This window comes from Shewanella sp. GutDb-MelDb (assembly GCF_002836075.1).
GTDB lineage: Bacteria > Pseudomonadota > Gammaproteobacteria > Enterobacterales > Shewanellaceae > Shewanella.
Genome location: NZ_PJBM01000049.1, coordinates 1 through 2840, shown reverse-complemented (window position 1 = coordinate 2840; position 2840 = coordinate 1). Strand labels below are relative to the sequence as shown.

Here is a 2840-nt window from a genome sequence, read left to right as displayed (position 1 = left end):
ATTGAATAATCGAACAGATCTAAAAATTGAAAGAGGGCTGTCTATTCACGCCAGCACTATGGGAAAGAGTGTATTATTTGATGCGGGAAACAGTAGAGCTTTTTGTGATAATGCAGGTTTGTTAGGTGTGGATATTAAAAATGTAGATGCCGCTGTTATTTCACATCGTCATCATGATCACTGTAATGGAGTTACGCACTTTCTAGACTACAACTCTAAGGCCCAAGTGTATTTACGTGAATGCGAAGACACCAATTATACTTTTAAAACTTTGGGTTTTAAAATTGATGTGGGTGTAAATAAACAGTTGCTTACCAAAGGTGCTAGTCGCTTGACCTTTGTTAATCAAATGACTGAAATATTGCCTAATATCTTTATAATCACTGATTTAAGTAATAAATATGCAAAGCCAGAAGGTAATAAATACCTTTTTACTGGCTCAGGTGATAGTTGCAAACCTGATATATTTGATCACGAATTGTTGTTGGTCATAAAGGAAAATGATGGGCTTATAGTATTTACTGGTTGCGCTCATAGTGGCGTTCTCAATATGATCGATACAGCGCTTAATCATTTTCCTAGCACTAAAATAAAAGCTGTCGTTGGTGGTTTTCACTTAGTTGGATTACCATTATTCAACAGTATTGGTGGAACTAGAGAGAAGATTGAAGAGATTGGTGAATTAATATTAAATTACCCAATAGATAAGCTGTATACAGGACACTGCACAGGAATGAAAGCCTATAATATTTTGAAAGGTGTACTTGGTGACCGCTTAGAATATTTCCCAGCAGGTCGCAGCATTAGTATCTGATTTTACTGCTATTAATAAATTAAGTCAGTATTATATTTCGCATTGTCTATTGCCCATTTTCTAGTGCTTCTTGTTACAGTTAGTGCTGCAGCTTTAAACGTTTTATTACAGTGTTATCGGGCATATGATTGCCATAATTTGCCTAATCGAAGCTGTATGGGCTGGAGTCTAGGCACTAACTCTTTTGTGTCACATAAGTGAGTTGAACGAAGCCGCTAAAGATTAATGTTCAAGATGTATTTGTTCTTCAATAGTTCATAGGCTAAATATGAATTAATATGAACTTTTATTTTACATTCATTAGAGTAGGTTTGATGTGGCCTTGTCTGATCTGAAATGTTTTTCAGCTATCATCATCAGGGGAAGTTTAGTTATGAGTAAAGTATTACTCATAACGATGAAAACCCAGTGCTAAGTAACCTCGTAGATTGCATTGTGGCTATTCTGAGATCAGATGTTCGTCCACCCGGACTCTATCAATGCGACGTACCGAAGATATGATTATAAAAGTTATCGCAGCACTAAAATAAATTCAACCCAAAGGCTCTTTTTATCCTTGCGAGCACAAGACTGGCTTCATCCTGCGAGCGTTCACTCCCTCGTTTTAAGATTTCTACGAGTTGCGATTTATCTGATAGAAAAATCTCTCTGCGTTCACGTATTGGTTGTAAAAGCTCTTGTAATACCTGATTTAAGATCTTTTTGGTCGTTCCATCACCTAAGCCTCCCGTCTGATAATGAGCTTTTAACTTATCGATATAGGCTGCATCAGGATGAAACGCATCCAGATATGTGAACACGATATTCCCTTCGATCTGACCTGGGTCTGAAACTCGAATGTGATTCGGATCTGTGTACATGGATTGCACTGCCTGCGATATTTCCTGCTCATTCGAACCCAATAGAATGCAGTTGTTGAGAGATTTTGACATTTTGCTCTTTCCATCCGGACTCGGTAGCCGTGAAGATTTGCTCAATAACGGTTTACACTCAACGAGTATTTGCTCGTCGGCAAAATGATTTAGCCGTCGAACGATCTCATTTGTCTGCTCAATCATGGGAAGCTGATCATCACCAACAGGGATAAGTGTCGCGTTAAATGCAGTGATGTCGGCTGCTTGGCTAATCGGGTAAGTCAAAAAACCTGCCGGAATGGAGCTGCCAAATTGTTTATTAGATATCTCAGATTTTACCGTAGGGTTTCTTTGTAATCGCGATACGGAAACTAAATTTGAATAGTACATGGTGAGCTCAGACAGAGCCGGGATTGCTGACTGCAGACAAATGGTCGTTTTGCTGGGATCAATGCCCACGGCTAGATAATCAGCCACAACATTTAGAATATTGTTCGAGACTTTACGTGGATTATGACCGTTATCAGTAAGCCCCTGCAGATCGGCCACTAAAATAGTTTGCTCATGCAGATGTTGTAGCATCACTCTCTGCTGGAGTGAACCAACATAGTGCCCTAAATGTAGTGGGCCAGTTGCTCTGTCTCCAGTTAAGATTTTCTCTGATTTACGGGGGGATTGATTTAAGTTTAAGTTATTATTTTGCATTTTAATATCTCCAAAATTTTCCATCGGAGACATTTATAGACTTATTTATAGTGGGTCAATAGCTGTCATCCGACGGCTATTGAACAAACAGGATTCAGTGCCGCTCTATGTGAAAGAGCGCCACCAAAAAACTGAGGTTAGTTGGAACAGGTTTATTGAATTCATACTTTGACAGTAGCATTTTGGATGATATGGCTCAAGTGGATTTAAATTTTGGCTTCAAATGTGCACTAATCAAAGTGATTTATAGGTCGGAGACCGTTTTGCTAGGGATGTTCAGATTTCTATGCTTAATTACACTACTGGTGAACCTTTAGGTTGTACCATAAAGTTGTTGATACATATTTTAATAAAAAGATCGGCAAATGATATTGTTCAATATGGAACAGAGCTTTCTGCCAACGATGCTTAGTGTTTTAGCCGAGAAAGCCCATTTGCTCGCCTTAATTAACGTTTAAATACATTAC

Annotated in this window: 2 protein-coding genes; one reads left to right on the top strand and one right to left on the bottom strand. The window is 38.5% G+C overall.

Going from position 1 to position 2840, the window contains the following annotated elements; all coding sequences use genetic code 11:
• Window position 1 precedes the first annotated feature (1 nt).
• On the top strand, window positions 2-814 hold the full coding sequence (locus CXF82_RS01095) for an MBL fold metallo-hydrolase (RefSeq protein ID WP_257982704.1): 813 nt from the start codon (window positions 2-4) through the stop codon (window positions 812-814).
• Between the two features lie 521 nt (window positions 815-1335).
• On the opposite strand, the gene trpS is transcribed toward CXF82_RS01095, so the two are convergent.
• Window positions 1336-2373: a tryptophan--tRNA ligase gene (gene trpS, locus CXF82_RS01090; protein ID WP_102043529.1), complete on the bottom strand. Its 1038-nt coding sequence runs from the start codon at window positions 2371-2373 to the stop codon at window positions 1336-1338.
• Window positions 2374-2840: the final 467 nt, after the last annotated feature.